The sequence below is a fragment of the Rhizobium sp. S163 genome, assembly GCF_030380805.1.
GTDB lineage: Bacteria > Pseudomonadota > Alphaproteobacteria > Rhizobiales > Rhizobiaceae > Rhizobium.
Genome location: NZ_JAUDSA010000003.1, coordinates 1,293,716 through 1,311,949, shown reverse-complemented (window position 1 = coordinate 1,311,949; position 18,234 = coordinate 1,293,716). Strand labels below are relative to the sequence as shown.

Here is an 18,234-nt window from a genome sequence, read left to right as displayed (position 1 = left end):
GGCGGCGGCAACGGCGGTGATGGCGGCAAGGGCGGCAACGGCGGCAGCGGCGGCGGCGGTTCCGGTGGCTCTGGCGGCCAGGGTGGCGCCGGCGGCAGCAGCGGCAGCAACTAAGCGCTGCTCGCACATGCCTCGATGGGGAATTGGCGGCGGTTTACGCAAGCCGCGCCATTTCGCCGTCGCAAACATCAAGCCCGGGCGAGGTGCCCGGGCTTTTGGGGTTTAGGCATTCAGGCTTCGGCGCTCGGCAAGAAGCGCGGTTAGCGGCAACGTCGGGGCCGAAGGCTCTCAGGTGCCGGAGAACTGGGCCGCGCGCGGTCCGGCAAGCGTCACCTGCCATGCGCTTTTGTTGTTGAAGTTCTGGCTGGCAAGGAAGGTGTATCCGGTGCTCGACCAGGGCTTTACGCTGCCCGCGAGATTGTCGAGCACATAGTCGCCGGACTTCAGGCGGGCAAGCAGCACGACGTGGTTGCCGCCGTTGCGGTCGATGACGACCGAGATGGCAAGCTTGTTGGCGGGAAAGCCGGCGTCGAGCAGGGATTTCATCTTCAGAAGCGCGTAGTCTTCGCAATCGCCCTTGTTGTTGATCGGCAGCGACCAGTATTCGGCCTTGCCCGTCGTGGCATAGTCCGTTGCCGGCCGGACGCTGGAATTGGCATCGCGGTTGATCTTCTTCAGAAGCGGCATCGCCTTCTCGTCGCTGATCTCGCCGCTGCTGGTGTTGTGGCATAGCCAGGCATAACGGGTGCAGGCCGAGGGGAAGCCGATGGGCGCGCCGATCGACCGGGAAGCGCGCAGCGTGGAGCCGGCCGTGCTGGTATTGGGGAAGGCCATCAGCATTGTCGCCAATACTGAAATCATGAATGATATCCGCATGATCACACCTTTCGGCTCGCCGCGTGGGTGCGCGGCGGCAGTCTATGCTGCTGAATTTGATTGAGATTTTATGCGTTAGAGGTTGAGGACGTACTAACGGTTCGGCCTGTGACGCGGCCGTCTATTAGTGCCTTCTTACTTGCGAGTGGTGAGTCGGACAAGGAAATCGCGGGTGCTGTCAGGCAAAGCCCACAGATCTTTGCGCCGAGGCTCCCTCATTTACCCGACCGTCATCCGTCGCAGCCTGTCGCTCTTCCAATAGAACTGGTGGGCGAGCGCACCGAGCACGTGCAGGCTGATCAAGGCCCATAGTATGACCTTCAAGATCTCGGCATGAAGGGAGCCAGCAGCGTTCACTCCGAGATAATACGCGGCCATTCCGCTCAGCGGCATGGCGAGCAGCAGAAGATAGAGCAGGGCATGCGCGATGCTGGCGGCGGCTGTGAGCAGAGGCGGTTCGTCCGGAGAATGTGCCGGCACGCCCTGCGTTGCCCTGAGGACGAGGCGAAGCGCCACCGTGACTAGGATCGCGATGCCGGCCCAGGCGTGGATGTTGGCGCTTGCGATCTGGTCGGCGGTGGCGCTGCCGTTGAGGCGCATGCTGCGGTTCCAGGCGTTCATGCCGTCGGGGAGCAGGAGATTGAAGAAAACGAGCAGCGCCGTCAGCCAATGCAGGATGCGTTGCGCGAGTGAATAGGATCGCGGGGAGGAAGAAGTCGCGGCGTGCGTTTCAAGCGGCATGCGGATCGCTTTCGGTTGTCAGCCCTGGCGCCGCATAGCCCTCTCAACTGACGCAAGCCTGAAAAGCGCCCGTGGCGCGCCGCATGCTCCCGACACGAAAAAGCCCGGTGCAGGACCGGGCTCTTTCGACAGGCGGCGTGCCGCCTTGATATACGTTAGGTCAGAACTTGAAGCCGACGCCGACGGTCACGACGTTCTGGTTGAAGTCGGTATCGACGCCCAGAAGATCCTTGCTGCCGTAATCGTTGTAGCGATATTCGAGGCGGCCGAAGATGTTGTCGGTGAAGGCGTAATCGACACCGGCGCCGACTGTCCAGCCGGAGAAGGTGGCGCTGTCGCTGCCGATAGGTGTGTCGACATGGCCGCGGGCACCGGTCCAGCCGGCCGCACCGTAAAGCAGGGCGTGGTCAAGCGCATAACCAACACGGGCGCGAACCGATCCCGTCGTGTCGAACTTGTAGCTGTTGACACCGACGTCTTCGGAGTTCCAGTTGTAGGAAACGTCGCCTTCGACACCCAGCACGATGCTGTTGTCCAGCTGCCAGTTATAGCCGGCGAAACCGGTGATCAGGCCGCCGTTCATGTTGGACGAGCCGATGCCGGAGAAATCACCATTGCCCCAGGCGCCGCCGCCCTGAAGACCGGTGTAGAAGCCCGTCCATGTGAAGACAGGTGCTGCCTGCTCGACGGGTGCGGGTGGTGGTTCGGAGACAAGGTCGGCCGCCGAGGCTGACCCGGCAAGCATGAGTATCGCTGCTGACGCAGTAAGGATGCGAACATTCATGATAAGATCCCTCTCCTATGAATAAGGGTACACTTTTCACTCAATCGGGAACCGTGGTGCCCAACCGTGGATCGCTGCGTTTTCGCACGCCAACGGCATGCCGCAGACAATGGCGCCTATGCGACCCGACGTACCAACGTCGCCACATCTCGAATGGTTCCATCACAAATGGCTAATTTTACGGCGAAAGGCCGGAATGGTGCCTATTCGGCCGCCAAAGTCGCGTTTCTCTGGCTCAGGAATGTGCCTATATCGGCGGCAGGCATCGGCCGGCCGAAGAAGTAGCCTTGGCCGACATCGCAGCCGAGCTCCAGCAGGTGGTTCAGCTGGCGCGGCTCCTCGATGCCCTCTGCCGTGGTCTTGATATTGAGGCTGACGCCAAGCGCCAGCATCGCGCGCACGATCTTTTCCTGGCGTTCGTCGTCGCGATAGGTGGCGATGAAGCTCTTGTCGATCTTGATCTTGTCGAAGCGGTAGCTGGCGAGCTGCGAGAGGCTGGAATAGCCGGTGCCGAAATCGTCGAGTGCGATCTGTACGCCGGCGTCGTGGAGTTCGTCGAGGACGGCGGCTGCGCTCGCCGGATCCTGGATCAGGGCGTTTTCGGTGATCTCGATCTCAAGACGATGGGCGGGAAGATCGTTGACCGTCAGCGCCTTGAAGATGCGCGCCGTCAAGAGACGGTCTTCCATCTGCACCGGCGAGACGTTGAAGGAGAGCGTGATGTGATCGTCCCATGCGAGCGCATCGTTGCAGGCCTGGCTCAGCAGATCCTCGAAGAGCACTGTGATCAGCCCGGTCTCCTCGGCGATGCCGATGAAGACTGCGGGCGGAATGCTGTTGCCTTCGTCGTCGGTCCAGCGGGCCAGCGCCTCGAAGCCGCAGACCTCGTCGGTCTTCAGGTCGATCAGCGGCTGATAGAACGGGCGGATCGCCTTGTTCTTGATCGCCACACGGAGCTTCGCTTCAAGCGAGGCGCGCAGCGCCACCTTGTCGCGCATCGAGGCTTCGAAGGCGAGATAGTTGTTCGGTCCGCGTGACTTGGCCTCGTACATTGCGAGGTCTGCGCGGTGGGCGGTGTCTTCCAGCCGTTCGCCCTGCTGCCAGCGGTCATAGCCGACGCTGGCGCCGACTTCGACGGCAAAGCCGTTGATATGGATCGGGCGGGTGACGGCCTGGATCAGCAGCCGCGACAGGCGCTCTTCGTGCTGCGACGAGAGACCGGTCGCGACGATGATGAATTCGTCGCCGCCGAAGCGATAAACGGAATCGGCGCTGCCGATGGCGCAGATGCGCTTGGAGACCTCGACCAGCAACGCATCGCCGCCATTGTGGCCGATGAGATCATTGACCTTCTTGAAGCCATCGAGATCGACGCAAAAAATGCTGACATTGCGCTCCCATTCGTCGCTGTACGCGTCGATCTGCGCGCGGCGATGCAGGAGAACGGCGCGTTCGAAGGCGTAGCGGTTGGGAAGCTTGGTCAGGTGGTCGTGCGTCGCGGTCCAGTCGGCCTTCGCTTCCGCCTTGGCGCGCAGGTCCATTTCCTTGCGAAGATCGGTGATGCGCAGCACGGAGTAGACGAAGCTCATCGTGCCGGCGACGGCGAGTGCGAGCACCAGCTTGTCGGCGCCGTAGCTATCGAATTGCTGGACGAACAAGGCGAGCAGATCGCCGAATTGCAACACCGCGCCCACGACCCACAAGGCCGCGCCAAGCGCCATCAGGGACAGCCACTGCCGTCCGGCTCTGCTCCGGAAAAATACCGGCATGCTCCCCACTCCATCTCCACCTTGGCGGGATATAGCACGGAAGTCTAAAGTATCCGTTGAAACTAGGGGGTGACTTCTAGTTATCTCCGCCTACTCATAGGCGTATCGGTATCTAATGAAATACGGGAAAGGAAACGGGCGAACATCGTCGTTCGCCCGCTATTCACATGCTCTACAGATGCATCAGCATGGATACGGTGACGGCCAGGCACAGAAAGATCGCGCCGCCCGTAAACCGCATGAGACGCGTGCGTTTCAGCCGCGCCCCGTTCCAGTCGTAAGACATGGTCAGGCCTCCTTTTACGAAGGATTATCACCTGGAGATGCCAGGCGATTTAGCTTTTGCGCAATTGGCTTGCGCAAGGCTTATCTAAATTTCTGGATGTGAAACTATTGAAATTACACGCCGTCGAAGCGCAGCGACCAGCGTGTGCCATTGCTGGTCATCCTGATCGCGGAAAGCGGCTCCACGTCGATGTGCCAGAAGGACGACAACGGCGCCCCAAGCGCGATCAGCACCGCGACGCGGATGGTGGGGGCATGGCTGATGGCTATGGCATGGCCGCCGAGCGCGGACTGCGCCTGCATCCAGGGCGCGACGCGGTCGTGAAGGGCGCGGATGCTTTCGCCGCCGTGCGGGGCGGCGTCGGTGTCGGTCAGCCAGGCGGAGAGGGCGTCCGGTTCGCTCTCCTGCAGCGCCATGATCGACTGGCCCGCCCATCGGCCATAATCGCAATCGGCCAGGGCAGGGACGACCTCGGCTTCAAGGCCAAGGACATCGGCCGTCTGGCGGGCGCGCAGCGCGGGGCTGGTCATGATGTGGTCGGCGCGCGGCATGGCTGGCGCCAGCGCGCGGGCATTGATGATCGCCTTGTCCTCCAGCGCCTCGTCGAGCGGGAAGCGGGCCTGCCTGATAGCGTCGGTGGCGCCGTGGCAGATGAAGGTGAGACGCGTCATCACGCTGGTTTTTTCCTTGTCACGCGAGAGATGCCCTTCTGTAGCTGTGCCCTTGTGTGACAGCGCGTTGACAGGTCGAGGCCGGCAGCTATAACGTTGATCTTGTAGGTTTGGAAGCCGGTGAAATTCCGGTGCGGTCGCGCCACTGTGATCAGGATGAGGATACCTCAAACTGGAAGTCAGACCCTACCCACGAACATTCTCGACTGAACGCGTTATTCCAGGAGGAATTCATGTCTCATACCACGCTCGCGCCCACCTCGGTGGCTGCTCCCATTCCCGTCGGCGACATCCTGCCATGGGCCATTTTCGGCGGCCTGCTGATGCTGATCGCCATTTATTTCGTCGGCACCGAAGAAGGCGCGATGGCGCTGTTCAACGGCATGTATGTGCACGAATTCGTGCATGACGGCCGACACCTGCTCGGCTTTCCCTGCCACTAAATCGTGTCGCGATCCTTCGGATTCGCTTTTCACGATTTAAGTCTTTGTTTTATCGCATGTCGTTGCCGCAAAACCGCTACGCGCTTTTGCGCGGCATGCTCTTGGGGAGTTTGAGACATGGTTGGAAAACTTTTGCTTCGCGGCATGCTGGCGGGCCTGATCGCTGGCGTCCTGGTGTTTGCCTTTGCCCATACGTTCGGCGAGCCGCTCGTCGACCAGGCGATCGGTTTCGAAGAGGCGGCAGCACAGGCAGCTGGTGAAGCGGCCGAGCCGGAACTGGTGAGCCGCGCCACGCAGGCGGGCATCGGCCTGTTCACGGGCGTGATGGCCTACAGCATCGCCGTCGGCGGCATTTTCGCGCTGATCTTCGCCTTCGTGCAGGGCCGCGTCAGCAGCCTCGGCGCGCGGGGGACCTCGGCCGTCATCGCGGCCGCCGCCTTCGTTGCCATCGTCATCGTGCCCAATATCAAGTATCCCGCTAATCCGCCCGCGGTCGGCAATCCGGATACGATCGGGGTCAGAACCGAGCTGTTCTTCCTGATGATCGTGGTGTCGATCGCCGCGCTGATTGCGGCGATCTCGCTGGCCCGGCGGCTGGCGCCACGCTTCGGCGCGTGGAACGGCGCGATCATCGCCGGATTTGCCTATGTGCTCTTCATCGGCGTCGTGCAGTATCTGCTGCCTGTCATCAACGAAGTGCCGGAGAACTACTCGGCGTTGGTGCTCTGGCAGTTCCGCACCACCTCGATCGGCATGCATGCGATCCTTTGGACCGTGATCGGTCTCGCGTTCGGGGCACTTGCCGAGCGCAAGCTCGCGGTTGCCTCGGCCGTCCGCCGGCCGGCCGCGCCGGTTCTTCACTGACGAAAAGGAAAGCCCCGGTTCGGCCGGGGCTTTTGTTTGACATGATCGCCCGATCCGCTCGCCTGTTATTGTGCCTCATCCTGCCGCTGCTTGCCGCCAGCGGGCAGGCGCTTGCGCATCAGCGCAGCACCGACGGGCCGCACACCGGCCTTGCCATTCCCGAGATTTCGCATGGCGAGATGATCGTGATGGCGGAGCATCGGGCCGCCATCATCGATCTCGCATCGCGCGCCACCGATACCGACGAGCCGTTCCGTCGCGTGCTGAACTATGCGGCGATCCAGTATGCCTATTGCTTCTGGGGCAAGATGCCCGGCGGCGTGACGGATGAGGTAAGCCCCTTCAACGAATGCTCGCACGCCTATCTGGCGGCCACCAAGGCGGTGCTGCTCAAGCTGCGCGACATGCCGCGCGAGACCAAAGCTGCGGGGGCGATCGTCTCCGAGATCGATGTCGCCATGACCATGCGCGGGCTGTCGCTGATCACCTGCGCGTTCAGCGGCGAGGCCTTCAACACGGCCGACGTGATCCGCCCGCATTGGGCCGATATCCCGACGCACCCCGCCAGCATGGCATCGCTGACCGGCCTTGCGGCTCTCTGCTTTCTGATGGTGATCGCGTGTCGGCGGTTGCTCGGCGCGAAGACGCCTAAGCAGAGCTAGTTCCGGTCGGTTTCGCGGTGCAGATGCATTGCCACCAGCATCGCGGTGAGGTGCACCGTGTTCTTGGCGCCGTATCGTTCCTTCATCCGCTCCAGCCTGTGCTCGACCGTGCGGTGCGAGATGCCGAGTTCGGTGGCGATCTGCTTGGCGGTCGCGCCCTCGGCCAAAAGCTGCACGACAGCCTCGTCGATGCCGTCGAGCTTGGCCTGCTGCTCCGGCGCGTTGAACATGAAGCGGCCGTTGGTGACGGTCAGCAGCCATGCCGGCCTGGCCTCGGTCGTCCTTTGCGGCAGGATCAGGCGCTCATAGGCGATGTTGACGCCGAGCAGCGTGGTCTTGACCATTTCCATCGACGGCTTCTGCGAGGCGATCACCTCGCGATAGCGCGGAATGACCGCCGTCTCCATGTAGTTGCGATCCTTGAAATCGCCGATGCGCTGGTTCGCGAAGAGCTTGTTGATGTTGAGGATGCGCGAGGCGAAGCCGGAGGAGCGGACCCCCTGCAGCTGCCAATCGAGCGGATCTTCGCCATCGAGCACGATGACCGTCAGCCGCATCTTGATCGTCAAAAGGTCGACCGCATCGCGATAGACAGCCTCGGGCGGCCCGGGCTTGTCTGGAGACGTGCTCAGCCAGGCGTCGAGAAGTTTCTGCGTGACAGTGTGAAACGTGGTGTCCTTGGTCATCAACTCAGGCGTGAAATGTGCGACAGGTTAATCGAACAACCCAGGATGGGTTCATGCGGTGCACCATTCTGCGGTCAACTTACACCAAAGGATTCGTTTGAACAGAATATTCAATGTAGAGGCGAGTAAATCTTCGCGTCGAACGGGAAGGAATGCGCGTTAAACGCGTTTGGTCCCTCCAAGCGTTCGAGGCTTCGCGGATGCGCAACGATCAATCGTCGGCGTAGCGCTGTTCGCGCCAGGGATCGCCATACATGCTGTAGCCGTTGCGTTCCCAGAAACCGGCTGCATCCGCCGCCATGATGTCGATGCGGCGCAGCCATTTGGCGCTCTTCCATAGATAGAGATGCGGCACGATCAGCCGCATCGGCCCGCCATGTTCGCGGGTCAGCGGCAGGTCTTCCCAGGCGGTGGCGAGAATGGCGTCTTCGGCCGCGAAATCGGCAAGCGGCAGGTTGGTCGTGTAGCCGTCATAGCTGGTCAGCATGACGTGGCTTGCCTGCATCTTCGGCATGGCGAGGTCGAGCAGATCGCGCGTGGCGACGCCCTTCCACTTGTTGTCGTAGCGCGACCATGTCGTGACACAGTGGATGTCGGACACCCGGGTGCTCTGTTCCAGCGCCTGAAAGGCCGCCCAGCTGAGATCAAGCGGCGTCTCGACCAGCCCGCCGACTTCCAGCCGCCATGTGTCGGTGGAGACTACAGGCTGCTCGCCGAGATCGAGCACCGGCCAGTTCTTGACGAGATGCTGGCCGGGCGGCAGCCGGTCGGTCTCCGGCCGGCTCGTGCGGCCGGTCAGGAACTTGCCTTCGTCGGCCCAGCGGCGTTTCGAATTGGTGAGCTTGCTATCGGCGGGGATCTGGTCGTCGCTCATCGTGCGGCCTTTCGCGTTGCCGGGATTACGTCACCTGTGCTTGCTTTCTGTCAAGCGGCGGTGTCGCGACGCAAATTCGCCGCGCGTTCACAAGTGCGGGAGGTCGGCGAAAACGGCGCCGCACACGGCAATGCTGCAGTCGCGAAAGGTTGAATTCGCCGCCCATTTGCCTGATAAACAAGGTCTATCGCGGGCGTCGCTCCGGCGCTCGATCGCATTTACAGGATCCTCAATCGCATGCCCATTTCCGCCGAGATCGAAGCCGATCTGCCGTTCCTCACCGCGCTGCGCCGCGATCTGCACGCGCATCCGGAGCTCGGGTTCGAGGAAGTGCGGACCAGCGACATCGTCGCCAAGCTCTTGAGCGAGGCGGACATCAAGGTTCATCGCGGGCTCGGCGGCACCGGCGTGGTCGGCACGCTGCAGGTGGGCAACGGCACGCGGACGATCGGGCTTCGCGCCGACATGGATGCGCTCGCCATGCCCGAGATCGCCGATCGGCCCTACAAGTCGACGGTGCCCGGCAAGATGCATGCCTGCGGTCATGACGGGCACACGACGATGCTGTTAGGCGCTGCCCGGCATCTCGCGGCAACGCGCGGCTTCTCCGGCACCGTGCATTTCATCTTCCAGCCGGCCGAGGAAGGACGCGGCGGGGCGAAGCGGATGGTGGAGGATGGGCTGTTCGAGCTCTTCCGCTGCGATGCCGTCTACGGGCTGCACAACATGCCGGGACTTGCCGTCGATGAGATGGCCGTGGTCGCCGGTCCGCAGCTGGCCTCCTCCGACAGCTGGCGCGTCACCTTCCGGGGCACCGGCACGCACGGCGCCAAGCCGCATCTCGGCCGCGATCCGATCACCGCCGCCGGCACGTTCCTCTCATCGCTGCAGACCATCGTCGGCCGCGTCGTCGACCCGCTGCAGCCGGCCGTCGTCAGCGCCTGCTCGCTTCAGGCGGGCGATCCCAATGCGCTCAACGTCATCCCCGATATCGTCGAGATCGGCGGCACGGCGCGCGCCTATTCGCCAGATGTCCGCGACCAGCTGGAGCACGAGATCGGCCGGTTGGCGGAGGGCACGGCGTCGATGTTCGGGATTGCCGCCGACTACGGCTTCGAACGGCGCATTCCGCCCGTCGTCAACGATGCGGATGCGACGGAGCGGGCATTGGCTGCGGCTTCCGACGTGTTCGGCGAGAAGGTCGTGACGCACTTCCCGCCCTCGACGGCGGGCGACGACTTCGCCTTCTTCGGGCAGCAGGCCCCGGGCTGCTACGTCTGGCTCGGCAACGGCCCGGCGGTGGATGGCGCGCTGCATCACAATACGGCTTACGATTTCAACGATGCGGCGATCGGGCCGGGCGTGGCGTTCTGGACGCGGCTGGTGGAGCGGGAGTTGGCTGCGGGGTGAGGGTGCCGTTTGTGGCGGGCGGGCAAAATTTAGTGCCGCGCACGAAAAATATCGGTTGGTAATCAGCGCCTTGGCCTAAATCGTCGTCCTCTTTCATCCCCGTCATCCGGTGCCGCTCCACAATGGCCATGTCATCGGACAGGGAGCCGGGTTCGCGAACCGGTCACGCCACGTTTGGTATCCGGCGTTCGGTGATGGTCGCCACAGGTGGATCAAGGGCTGTCAGGGCCCGATATCCATCCGGCAAGGAAAGGCCGAGAGACGCTCCTGTCGGCCCGGACGAACCGGAAACCTCTAAGCGATCGGGCAGGTGGGAACGCCTGATACCCATACCACTCAATACTATGCCGCCTGCCCATTCCCGCTTTTTGCCGACCGTCGCCGGGCCTTGCTCGGGCGCGGGGTTTTGTGGTGTGTTTCGGTGCAGGCGACATTGGCGCGTGTGGCCCCCTCATCCGCCTGCCGGCACCTTCTCCCCGCGGGGGAGAAGAGAGTCGTGGCGGGCCGCTCGGCCTGTCTCAAGCGCTGCGGACGAGCGGAAACGGTGCGGCATTTCCCTTCTCCCCAGCGGGGAGAAGGTGGCCCGAAGGGTCGGATGAGGGGGCTTCACGGCACACCCTCACCCCCCTTAAGCACTCCTACAACACCTCAATCACCGGCGTCTCCATCACCCGTCCCGTCAGCACATCGGCAATCCCGCGATCCGTCTGATGCGGGCCGAGGTTGCAGGCGAGGGTGGCGCCGAAGCAGGCCTTGAAGACGAGGTAGGGCGGTCTCCAGTCGACGACGTCTTCCATGGCGCGGCGGATGGCGCGGAAGGTTTCGGCCGTTTCTTCGAGCGGGGCCTCGCTGACGAGGCCGGAGAGTGGGAGCGGAAGGAGCACCTTGATCTCGCCATCCTGCACGACAGCCATGCCGCCGCCGGCCGCGATCACGGCGTTGGCGGCAATGGTCATGTCGGCGACGTTGCCGCCGAAGACGGTGAGGTTGTGGCTATCGTGTGAAACCGTGGTGCAGAAGGCGCCGCGCCAAGTGCCCCAGCCGGTGAGGAAGCCGATGCGCGGGCGGGCGTCGACCTTGCCGTGGCGGTGGACGACGGAGATCATCGCGCTGCCCTCGGGTGGGACGACGTAACCGTCCTCGACGTCGGTCTCGGCTTCCGCCCATTGGGTGAAGCGCGGGCGGTCGATGGTGGCGACGCGGACGCGGCTGCCTTCGGACGGGATGCGGAAGTCGTTTTCTGTCAGCGCCGGGAGCTTGACGGAGTGCTGCAGCGGCGCGCTGTCGACTGCGGGCAGGTCGATCGCCATCTTGCCGTCGCGCGAGACGAGGCGGCCATTGGTGAAGACGGCTGTTGTCTCGAACTCGGTGAAATCCTTGAACAGGACGATATCGGCGCGGCGGCCGGCGGCGATCAGGCCGAGGTCGGGACGGCGCAGGCGCTGGGCGGCGTTGAAGGTCGCGGCGCGCAGCGCCCATTCGGGCTTCATGCTGTAGCTGACCAGCCGGCGCACGACGTCATCGAGGCCGCCGCAATGATAGAGCTCGTCGGGAAAGACGTCGTCGGTGCAGAGCGTTACGGTGGACGGCAGGTGGCCGATGCCGTTTAGCGCCGCCACGAATTCGCGCAGCAGGTGATCGTGGGAGCCGCGCAGCTCGATCGTCAGGCCGGCGGCGAGCTTGCGCAGCAGGTCGTCGGCCGAGGTGAGCTCGTGGTCGGAGGTGACGCCCGCCGCCATGAAGGCGTTGAGATCGCTGCCTTCAAGTCCGCGCGCGTGGCCGCAGACCAGCTTGCCGGATGCAAGGCCGGCATTGACGATCCCGGTCATGCGGGGATCGCCTTCGATGACCCCGCGCATGTTCATGACTTCGGCGACGCCGCCGATCTCGGGCCGACGCAGCAGTTCGGATATGACGGAGGCGTCGAAATCGGCACCCGCGACCTCAAGGCCCGGCGCCGAGGGGACGCAGGAGGGGGCAAGCAGGATGGTGCGCAGGGACAAGCCGCGCGTTGCCTCGATCGACCAGCGCACGCCATCGATGCCGTGGACATTGCCGAATTCATGCGGATCCCAGACGACGGTCGTGACACCGCGCGGCAGGACGGCGGCGGCGTAGGCTGATGGGGTCACCATCGAGCTTTCGATGTGCATGTGGGTGTCGATCAGGCCGGGCGCGATGATGCTGCCGCGAGCGTCGATCGTCTCCTCGGCGTCCTTGCGGCTCTGCGGCGCATGAACGCTTGCGATCAGCGGGCCGACGAGGCCGATATCGGCGTCACGGATCAGGCCGGTGACGACGTCGAGCAGCTGTCCACCCGTGATCAGCACGTCGAAGGGCGCATCGCCGCGTGCTGCGGCAACGGCGCGGGCACGCAGCTTGGGATCGCTGAGGTCCATCGGTTCCAACTGGCTCATCGGGCGGCCTCCTGCTGGAGCGCGCCGAGGATGATGGCGCGGGCGGCCTCGCTGTCGATCTCGACGGCATAGTCTGCATTCGGCTTGGCGTGGGTGGCGCGGGTTTCGACCACGGTGCGGCCACGCGTCAGTTTGCCTTGTAGCTCGACGTCGATACGGGCGGCACGGAAGGTGACGATCTCGGGGTGAGCGAAGGCCACGGCGGCGCATGGGTCGTAGATCGCCATGCCCGTGCGGCCGCGGCTGGTGCCGATGCCGATATAGCCGTCGAGGAAATCGGCCAGCATCTCGGCGTTGGCGCCGCCGGCCTTGCTGATCGGGGCGACGTCGTCAGGGAAAGCGATGACCTTGCGGCAGAGGTCGAGATCGACCATGCGCAGCGGCAGGCCGGAGGCGATGACGATGGCCAGCGCTTCGGGGTCGGCCAGCGCGTTGAACTCGGCGGATGCCGTGTGGTTGCCAGCCGTGACGCCGCCGCCCATCCAGGTGAGCTCGGTGATGCGGGCGGCGAGATCGGGGCGGGCGAGTGCGAGGGCCGCGATGTTCGTCAGCGGGCCGAGCGCCAGGATGCGGTGCGGGCCGTCCTGCTCAAGCCAGTTGCAGAGCGCGGTGAACGCGTCGCTCTCGGGCAGGGCTGGGGCGTCGGGCAGCGTCTTGCCTGATGTCGGGATGCCCGTTTCGCCGAGGATGGCCTGGGCGGTCTCGATCTCTCCCAGCACGGCTGAGGCGCGGCCGGAGTGGATCGGGAAAGTCCAGCCGAAGGCCTTTGCGGCGCCGGCGGCGTTTACGCGCACCTGCGGCAGCGGCGTGTTGCCGAAGACCAGCGAGATGCCCGCAATGTCGAGCTTGGCATGCGCCACGACCAGAATGGCGGCGATGTCGTCGAAGCCCATGTCGGTGTCGATCCAGACGCCCATGATATTACCTGTAGCGAGAGAGTGGGGCCGCGGCCGCGAGTGGCAGATCGAAGGCAAGCGTTGAGCCGATGGCATGGCTCGGCTCGGCGGCATCGACCTCGGCCTTGATCGGGCCTAGCGGTGTGTCGAGCAGATATTCTCTGACGTTGCCGGCAAACGAGGTGCCGCGCACGGTGCCTTGGAAAGGACCTGAACCAAGGATCACCATGCGCGGACGCCAGGCCAGGCCCTTCACGGCCTGCGGCACTGGAGCGGAAAGCTCGACGAGTGAGTTGGATGTCGCGAGCTTGCCGTTCTCCAGCGCAAAGACGTTTTCGAAGCCGACGAAATCGGCGACGAAGGCCGAGACGGGCTTGTTGTAGATTTCTTCTGGCGTGCCGATCTGTTCGATGCCGCCGTTCAGCATCACCACGATCCGGTCGGCGAGCGCCAGCGCCTCGATCTGGTCGTGGGTGACGAAGATCATTGTGACGCCGGTTTCCTTCTGGACGCGCTGCAGCTCGGCGCGCATTTCCAGACGCAGTCGGGCGTCGAGGTTGGAGAGCGGCTCGTCGAGGAGCAGCACCTTTGGTTCCATGACCATGGAACGGGCAAGCGCCACGCGCTGCTGCTGGCCGCCGGAGAGTTCGCCCGGCTTGCGCGATGCGAAACTGGCGAGGCCGACGGACTTGATGCCTGCTGTCACCTTGCTGTCGAGATCCTGGCCGCTGACGCCCTTGAGACGCAGGCCGAAGGCGACGTTTTCATAGACGGTCAGATGCGGGAACAGCGCGTAGGACTGGAAGACCAGGCCAACATTGCGCTTGTTGGCGGAAACGCGGGTGATATCGGCGCCATCCAGGGTGATGCGGCCGGAGGCCGGGTTGAGCAGGCCGGCGATGGAACGCATGGTCGTGGTCTTGCCGCAGCCGGAGGGGCCGAGAAGGGCGACGAGTTCGCCCTTTTTGATCGAGAGATCGAGATCCTTCACCGCGACCGTATCGCCGTAGGCAAGCGTCAGCTTGTCGAGTTGCAGATAGGTGTCAGACATAGCGAGAGAACCCCAGGAAGCGTTCGGCAAGGAAGACGATGCCGATGGATAGAAAGGCGAGCAGCGCCGAAAGGGCGGCGATCGACGGGTCGTAGGTGGTTTCCATGTAGCCCAGCATGTCGATCGGCAGCGTGCGGACGCCGGGACCGGAGAGGAAGAGCGAGACGGGCACCTGGTTGAAGCTGGTGACGAAGCCGAGGATGAAGGCGGCGAGGATGCCGCCGCGGATGTTCGGCATCACCACGCGGAAGAAGGCGCCTGATCGCGACGAGCCGAGCAACACGGCCGCCTCCTCGATATCGGAGCGCAGGTTGTTGAGGCTCGCCGAGACGACGCGCACGGCATAGGGGAGTACCAGTGCCGTGTGCGCGAAGAACAGCGCCAGCGTGATGTTGAAGCCGAAGGGCACGACCAGATAGCGCAACAGCGCCAGGCCGACGATGATCCCCGGCACGATGATCGGCAGCGAGACGATGGTGCGGATGGTTTCGGCGCCGGGCAGCTTGTAGCGCGACAGCGCGTAAGCGGCGGGGATGCCGAGGACAAGCGCTGCCAGCGTGCCGCCGACGGCGAGCAGCATCGACATGGCGAAGCTGTCGCGGAAGCTGTCGATGGTGAAGACCTTGAAGACCCAGCGCAGCGACAGGCCCTGCGGCGGGAAGGCCAGTGTATCGCCAGCCGACAGCGAGGCGGCGATGATGATGAAGAAGGGGCCGATCAGGAAGATCAGCAGCAGGCCGAGCACCAGCGGCGAGAGGATGCGGGAGGTCATCGCTTGTTCCTCGCTGTAGCAAGGCGTTTCAGCAGGATGTTGGCGGCGAAGCTCATGACGATCAGCATGAAGGCGATGACGCTGGCGGCGACGAAGTCGTTGGCGACCGAAACCTGCTGGTAGAGCAGGGTTTCCAGCATCAGCACCTTGGAGCCGCCGAGCACGGCGGGGGTGATGTAGGCGGTGAGCGAGCCGGTGAAGACGAGCGTGCCGCCGACGACGAGGCCTTCGCGGGTCAGAGGCAGGATCACCTTCCAGAACACCTGAAACCAGTTGGCGCCGAGCACGCGGGCGGCCGGAATGGCGTCCTTCGGCATGTTTTCGAGCGCGCTGATAAGGGAGAGGATCATCAGCGGCAGGAAGAGCTGCAGCAGGCCGATGAAGACGGCGGTCTCGGTGAAGAGCAGGCGCAACGGGCTGTCGCTGAGGCCCAGACCCTGGATCGCCTGGTTGACGATCCCCGTGCGGCCGAGAATGACGATCCAGGCATAGGTGCGGGCAACCGGCGAGATCATAAGGGGGAGCGTCACGAGGCCGATCATCCGGCCCTTGCCCTTCGGCGGCAGGTTGACAATGGCAAAGGCCGCCGCATAGCCGATGACGGCCGAGACAGCGGTGACTTCGAGGCCGAGCTTGAAGGTGCGCAGGAAGACCGTGCGGTTCAGCGATTGCGAGAAGAAGCCGGTATAGGCGCTGAGCGTCCAGCTGCCGTCGATGTGAAATCCTTCGGAGAGAAGGATGACGACGGGCAGCAGGAATACCAGCGCGGCGAACAGGGCCGCGGGCAAGGCAAGCGCCAGGGCTTCCGTGCGGTTTTGAAACATGAGGCGTCTTTCAGAGCAATCGCATAAGGCGGCTCCAGCCGGAGCCGGAACCGTCCTGTTGGTGACTGGCCGTTACTGGCCGACCGTGTCGTTCCAATCCTTCAGCCAGCCGGCGCGGTTATCGAGGGCTGCGGCCGAGGGGATGAGCTTGAGGTTCTTTACCGTGTCTTCGCCGTAGGTGAGGTTGTTGGCGGCCTCGTCGGAGACCTTCACCTCCTTGTTGGCCGGGCTGTCGACCAGCTTTTCGGCGAGCTTGGTCTGGATCTCGGTGGAGAGCCAGAAATCCATGAACTCAAGCGCGAGGTCCTGATTCTTCGAGCCCTTGGTCATGACCATGACATTCATGCCGCCGGTCTGGCCTTCCTTGGGGGTGGCCCAGGAGACGGGAACGTCGAGCTTGGTGAAGCCGGCCCAGGAGAAGCGGCCGATCGGGGCGGCCCAGATTTCTTCCTGCTGCATCAGTTGCACCAGCTGCGAGGACTTCTCATAGAAGGTGACGATGTCGTCCTTCTTCTCGCCGACGGCTGCGATCGGCGCTTTCAGGTCCGGGTTGTCGCTGCCGAGTGCCAGGCCCAGCATGTAGAGCGCCGGCGGGCCCTGGTTGGTGGTGACATTGGGGAAGGCGACGTGGCCGACATACTCAGGCTTCAGCAGATCGGCCCAGCTCTCGATCTTCATCTTGTCGGAGCGGTAGGCGATCGAAGTGGCGTAGAAGGTGTAGCCGACGCTCATGCCGTCGCCGTTCGGATCTTTGGCGAGGTCGTAGAGCTTGCCGAAATTGGTGAGCTTCGACGTGTCGATCTTGTCGATCAGGCCCTTGCGGGTGGCTGACAGCGCATCGGCCATGGAGACGACGGCCATGTCGACGACGGGGTTGGCCTTGTTCGCTTCCATCTTCGCCAGACGCTCGACGCTGTTGCCGGTCTCGACCACCAGCTTGCAGTCGCACTTGGCTTCGAAGGGGTCGTAGACGATCGATTTGAAGTCATCCTGCGCGAAGGCGTAGACGGAGATGGTGAGTGTTTTTTCCTGAGCGCTGGCGACAACCGGTGTCAGGGCCAGAAGGGCCGCCGAGGCGATGAGGGCATGCTTCATGTCAGGAGTTCTCCGTCTGAGAGGCTAGGTCCAGTTTGCTTGGGTCGCGATTGGTTGGATCGACTGGGCCCGATGATTGGCGAACGATCAGCTGCATGGGCACCCGATCGGTTTCGGAAGCGACGAGCACGCCGTCGCGGCTGCCGCTTGCCTGTATGGTTTTCAAGAGCGACGAGATGGCGACATCGGCGATCGTCGCCATGTCCATCGCCACCGTCGTCAGGCTCGGCGTGATGACTGGGGAGAAGATCAGGTCGTCGAAGCCGGTGACGCTTGCCATGTCGGGGACGACGATGCCGTCGCGCTGCAGTTCGGTGAGCGCCCTCAGAGCCTGCAGGTCCGACAGCGCGGCAAAGGCGGTGTAGCCTTCGCGGACCTTTTCGGCGAGGCCGAGCGTGCAGCCCATGCCGTTTTCGCGTTCCAGGCGCTCGACCCAAAGGGTGGAGGAGTGCATGTCGGGGCGCAATCCGGAGCGGATGCCGCCGACGCGATCGTTCTGGACGTTGGATTCGGGGTTGTTGCCGATCACAAGGATGCGCTTGTGGCCGAGTTCGGCAAGATGGTCCGCGATATCGCGTCCGCCCTGCCAGTGATCGGCGGCGACCGTGTTGCCGGGTGTCGAGGCCGTGTCGATGACGGCGACGGGACAGCTTGCGGCTGAGATGCGGGTCGCTCGGCGCGGGACGATGACAAGTCCCTCGACGCCGCGCTCGACCAGCCGGTTGATGGCCTCAGTCTGCGCGGTGATGTTGCCGCGGGAGTCGGCGATGAGGACGCCGTAGCCGGCCGATGTGGCGGCGAATTCGATCGCCTGCGCGAGCTTGGGGAAGAGCGGATTGGCGATATCAGGCAGGACAAGGCCAATGACGCCGCTGCGGCCGGTGCGCAACGCGCGCGCCGCTTGGCTCGGGACATAGCCCATTTCGGCCGCGTGTTCGCGGATCCGCTCGGCGAGCTGTTCCGACACACGGCCCTTTCCCGAGAGCGCGTTCGACACCGTCGCGACGGAGACGCCAAGCGACGTTGCGATCCTGCTCAGATTTGGTCCCGGTCGGGCTGGAGGCATGATATCAGACGGATTGGATTAATCGTTTAACCAATGCGTACATGACG

General features: G+C 63.8%; 18 protein-coding genes and 1 riboswitch. Of the genes, 4 read left to right on the top strand and 14 right to left on the bottom strand.

Annotated features, from left to right (window positions below):
- Positions 1-288 precede the first annotated feature (288 nt).
- The 5 genes from QTL96_RS06670 to QTL96_RS06650 form a co-directional block, all read right to left on the bottom strand.
- Positions 289-861: a transglutaminase-like cysteine peptidase gene (locus QTL96_RS06670; protein WP_289727140.1), complete on the bottom strand. Its 573-nt coding sequence runs from the start codon at positions 859-861 to the stop codon at positions 289-291.
- A 234-nt stretch (positions 862-1,095) separates the two neighbouring features.
- On the bottom strand, positions 1,096-1,617 hold the full coding sequence (locus QTL96_RS06665; RefSeq protein ID WP_289727139.1) for a cytochrome b/b6 domain-containing protein: 522 nt from the start codon (positions 1,615-1,617) through the stop codon (positions 1,096-1,098).
- 160 nt (positions 1,618-1,777) lie between these two features.
- The gene (locus QTL96_RS06660) at positions 1,778-2,401 is read right to left on the bottom strand and encodes an outer membrane protein (protein WP_289727138.1); all 624 of its coding nucleotides are present in this window, start codon (positions 2,399-2,401) and stop codon (positions 1,778-1,780) included.
- Between the two features lie 203 nt (positions 2,402-2,604).
- The gene (locus QTL96_RS06655) at positions 2,605-4,170 is read right to left on the bottom strand and encodes an EAL domain-containing protein (RefSeq protein WP_289727137.1); all 1,566 of its coding nucleotides are present in this window, start codon (positions 4,168-4,170) and stop codon (positions 2,605-2,607) included.
- A 399-nt stretch (positions 4,171-4,569) separates the two neighbouring features.
- A complete protein-coding gene (locus QTL96_RS06650) occupies positions 4,570-5,130 on the bottom strand; it encodes a histidine phosphatase family protein (RefSeq protein ID WP_289727136.1) in 561 nt (186 codons plus the stop codon).
- A 109-nt stretch (positions 5,131-5,239) separates the two neighbouring features.
- A riboswitch (cobalamin riboswitch) is annotated at positions 5,240-5,312 on the top strand.
- Positions 5,313-5,360: 48 nt separating this feature from the next.
- On the opposite strand from QTL96_RS06650, the gene QTL96_RS06645 reads away from it, so the two are divergent.
- From QTL96_RS06645 to QTL96_RS06635, 3 genes are all read left to right on the top strand, one after another.
- Positions 5,361-5,570 carry a CbtB-domain containing protein gene (locus QTL96_RS06645; RefSeq protein ID WP_018902549.1) on the top strand — a complete coding sequence of 70 codons (210 nt, stop codon included), beginning with the start codon at positions 5,361-5,363 and terminating at the stop codon, positions 5,568-5,570.
- A gap of 117 nt (positions 5,571-5,687) precedes the next feature.
- Entirely contained in the window at positions 5,688-6,434 is a 747-nt protein-coding gene (locus QTL96_RS06640) for a CbtA family protein (RefSeq protein ID WP_289727135.1), read from the top strand.
- A 41-nt stretch (positions 6,435-6,475) separates the two neighbouring features.
- The gene (locus tag QTL96_RS06635; protein WP_289727134.1) at positions 6,476-7,096 is read left to right on the top strand and encodes a hypothetical protein; all 621 of its coding nucleotides are present in this window, start codon (positions 6,476-6,478) and stop codon (positions 7,094-7,096) included.
- On the opposite strand, the gene QTL96_RS06630 is transcribed toward QTL96_RS06635, so the two are convergent.
- Positions 7,093-7,782, bottom strand: a complete 690-nt coding sequence (locus tag QTL96_RS06630) for a helix-turn-helix transcriptional regulator (RefSeq protein ID WP_113012269.1) — start codon at positions 7,780-7,782, stop codon at positions 7,093-7,095. The two genes, QTL96_RS06635 and QTL96_RS06630, sit on opposite strands and share 4 nt — an antisense overlap.
- Positions 7,783-7,993: 211 nt before the next feature.
- Positions 7,994-8,656, bottom strand: a complete 663-nt coding sequence (locus QTL96_RS06625) for a sulfite oxidase-like oxidoreductase (protein ID WP_289727133.1) — start codon at positions 8,654-8,656, stop codon at positions 7,994-7,996.
- Positions 8,657-8,893: 237 nt separating this feature from the next.
- Here QTL96_RS06625 and QTL96_RS06620 point away from each other — a divergent pair, with 237 nt between their 5' ends.
- Positions 8,894-10,066, top strand: a complete 1,173-nt coding sequence (locus QTL96_RS06620) for a M20 aminoacylase family protein (RefSeq protein ID WP_289727132.1) — start codon at positions 8,894-8,896, stop codon at positions 10,064-10,066.
- A 638-nt stretch (positions 10,067-10,704) separates the two neighbouring features.
- Here the strand turns inward: QTL96_RS06620 and QTL96_RS06615 are convergent.
- The 7 genes from QTL96_RS06615 to QTL96_RS06585 all read right to left on the bottom strand — a co-directional run bounded on the left by QTL96_RS06615 (position 10,705) and on the right by QTL96_RS06585 (position 18,187).
- Positions 10,705-12,483 (bottom strand): adenine deaminase, encoded by a 1,779-nt coding sequence (locus tag QTL96_RS06615; protein WP_289727131.1) that lies wholly within the window; start codon positions 12,481-12,483, stop codon positions 10,705-10,707.
- Positions 12,480-13,400 (bottom strand): nucleoside hydrolase, encoded by a 921-nt coding sequence (locus tag QTL96_RS06610; RefSeq protein WP_289727130.1) that lies wholly within the window; start codon positions 13,398-13,400, stop codon positions 12,480-12,482. The genes QTL96_RS06615 and QTL96_RS06610 overlap by 4 nt, the downstream gene beginning before the upstream one ends.
- A 4-nt stretch (positions 13,401-13,404) precedes the next feature.
- Entirely contained in the window at positions 13,405-14,430 is a 1,026-nt protein-coding gene (locus QTL96_RS06605; RefSeq protein WP_289727129.1) for an ABC transporter ATP-binding protein, read from the bottom strand.
- Positions 14,423-15,202 carry an ABC transporter permease gene (locus QTL96_RS06600; protein WP_018902538.1) on the bottom strand — a complete coding sequence of 260 codons (780 nt, stop codon included), beginning with the start codon at positions 15,200-15,202 and terminating at the stop codon, positions 14,423-14,425. The genes QTL96_RS06605 and QTL96_RS06600 overlap by 8 nt, the downstream gene beginning before the upstream one ends.
- Positions 15,199-16,026 carry an ABC transporter permease gene (locus QTL96_RS06595; RefSeq protein ID WP_018902537.1) on the bottom strand — a complete coding sequence of 276 codons (828 nt, stop codon included), beginning with the start codon at positions 16,024-16,026 and terminating at the stop codon, positions 15,199-15,201. Before QTL96_RS06595 ends, QTL96_RS06600 begins: the two co-directional genes overlap by 4 nt.
- A gap of 72 nt (positions 16,027-16,098) precedes the next feature.
- The gene (locus tag QTL96_RS06590; RefSeq protein ID WP_289727128.1) at positions 16,099-17,121 is read right to left on the bottom strand and encodes an ABC transporter substrate-binding protein; all 1,023 of its coding nucleotides are present in this window, start codon (positions 17,119-17,121) and stop codon (positions 16,099-16,101) included.
- Between the two features lies 1 nt (position 17,122).
- Positions 17,123-18,187 carry a LacI family DNA-binding transcriptional regulator gene (locus QTL96_RS06585; protein ID WP_289727127.1) on the bottom strand — a complete coding sequence of 355 codons (1,065 nt, stop codon included), beginning with the start codon at positions 18,185-18,187 and terminating at the stop codon, positions 17,123-17,125.
- Between the last annotated feature and the right edge of the window lie 47 nt (positions 18,188-18,234).

Bases quoted from the DNA above. Each gene is read 5' to 3' on its own strand.
- QTL96_RS06610 (WP_289727130.1), bottom strand. From the start codon at position 13,400: ATGGGCGTCTGGATCGACACCGACATGGGCTTCGACGACATCGCCGCC.
- QTL96_RS06670 (WP_289727140.1), bottom strand. From the start codon at position 861: ATGATTTCAGTATTGGCGACAATGCTGATGGCCTTCCCCAATACCAGC.
- QTL96_RS06645 (WP_018902549.1), top strand. From the start codon at position 5,361: ATGTCTCATACCACGCTCGCGCCCACCTCGGTGGCTGCTCCCATTCCC.
- QTL96_RS06665 (WP_289727139.1), bottom strand. From the start codon at position 1,617: ATGCCGCTTGAAACGCACGCCGCGACTTCTTCCTCCCCGCGATCCTAT.
- QTL96_RS06630 (WP_113012269.1), bottom strand. From the start codon at position 7,782: ATGACCAAGGACACCACGTTTCACACTGTCACGCAGAAACTTCTCGAC.
- QTL96_RS06585 (WP_289727127.1), bottom strand. From the start codon at position 18,187: ATGCCTCCAGCCCGACCGGGACCAAATCTGAGCAGGATCGCAACGTCG.
- QTL96_RS06590 (WP_289727128.1), bottom strand. From the start codon at position 17,121: ATGAAGCATGCCCTCATCGCCTCGGCGGCCCTTCTGGCCCTGACACCG.
- QTL96_RS06625 (WP_289727133.1), bottom strand. From the start codon at position 8,656: ATGAGCGACGACCAGATCCCCGCCGATAGCAAGCTCACCAATTCGAAA.
- QTL96_RS06620 (WP_289727132.1), top strand. From the start codon at position 8,894: ATGCCCATTTCCGCCGAGATCGAAGCCGATCTGCCGTTCCTCACCGCG.
- QTL96_RS06660 (WP_289727138.1), bottom strand. From the start codon at position 2,401: ATGAATGTTCGCATCCTTACTGCGTCAGCAGCGATACTCATGCTTGCC.
- QTL96_RS06655 (WP_289727137.1), bottom strand. From the start codon at position 4,170: ATGCCGGTATTTTTCCGGAGCAGAGCCGGACGGCAGTGGCTGTCCCTG.
- QTL96_RS06635 (WP_289727134.1), top strand. From the start codon at position 6,476: ATGATCGCCCGATCCGCTCGCCTGTTATTGTGCCTCATCCTGCCGCTG.
- QTL96_RS06615 (WP_289727131.1), bottom strand. From the start codon at position 12,483: ATGAGCCAGTTGGAACCGATGGACCTCAGCGATCCCAAGCTGCGTGCC.
- QTL96_RS06595 (WP_018902537.1), bottom strand. From the start codon at position 16,026: ATGTTTCAAAACCGCACGGAAGCCCTGGCGCTTGCCTTGCCCGCGGCC.
- QTL96_RS06640 (WP_289727135.1), top strand. From the start codon at position 5,688: ATGGTTGGAAAACTTTTGCTTCGCGGCATGCTGGCGGGCCTGATCGCT.
- QTL96_RS06605 (WP_289727129.1), bottom strand. From the start codon at position 14,430: ATGTCTGACACCTATCTGCAACTCGACAAGCTGACGCTTGCCTACGGC.
- QTL96_RS06600 (WP_018902538.1), bottom strand. From the start codon at position 15,202: ATGACCTCCCGCATCCTCTCGCCGCTGGTGCTCGGCCTGCTGCTGATC.